At 48.1% G+C, this 549-nt stretch carries 2 tRNA genes and 2 rRNA genes; all 4 read left to right on the forward strand.

The annotated features are described in order from the left end of the window. Window positions 1–61: ribosomal RNA gene (locus F9802_RS19440) — 16S ribosomal RNA — on the forward strand; the annotation flags it as partial. Between the two features lie 143 nt (window positions 62–204). Further along, a tRNA-Ile gene (locus tag F9802_RS19445) sits at window positions 205–278 on the forward strand. Window positions 279–308: 30 nt separating this feature from the next. After that, window positions 309–384: transfer RNA gene (locus F9802_RS19450), tRNA-Ala, on the forward strand. 70 nt (window positions 385–454) lie between these two features. Next, window positions 455–549: ribosomal RNA gene (locus tag F9802_RS19455) — 23S ribosomal RNA — on the forward strand; the annotation flags it as partial.

A 549-nucleotide genomic window follows, 5' to 3' on the forward strand; every position in this document is an offset into this window, starting at 1 on the left:
GATTGGGGTGAAGTCGTAACAAGGTAGCCGTATCGGAAGGTGCGGCTGGATCACCTCCTTTCTAAGGAAACTACGGAAAGCGACAGGCCTTGTGCCATCGCGAGGTACGTACAGAGAACATCGTTCTCAACTCGAATTAACGGCATCGTATTTTGTTCAGTTTTGAAGGTTTAATCCTTTTTTTCATTCCTAAAAATTGAGTAAGGGCCTGTAGCTCAGCTGGTTAGAGCGCACGCCTGATAAGCGTGAGGTCGATGGTTCGAGTCCATTCAGGCCCATCATCCTTACTCTTATAACCTTCATTATATGGGGCCTTAGCTCAGCTGGGAGAGCGCCTGCTTTGCACGCAGGAGGTCAGCGGTTCGATCCCGCTAGGCTCCACCAACTTGTTCTTTGAAAACTGGATAATATCGTATAAAAGTAACCAAGTAATAACCGAGTAATCGCCATTTTAGGTTAAGTTAATAAGGGCGCACGGTGGATGCCTTGGCACTAGGAGCCGAAGAAGGACGGGACTAACTCCGATATGCTCCGGGGAGCTGTAAGTAA

This window comes from Bacillus aerolatus (genome assembly GCF_009183655.1).
Taxonomy (GTDB): Bacteria; Bacillota; Bacilli; order Bacillales; family Domibacillaceae; genus Pseudobacillus; species Pseudobacillus aerolatus.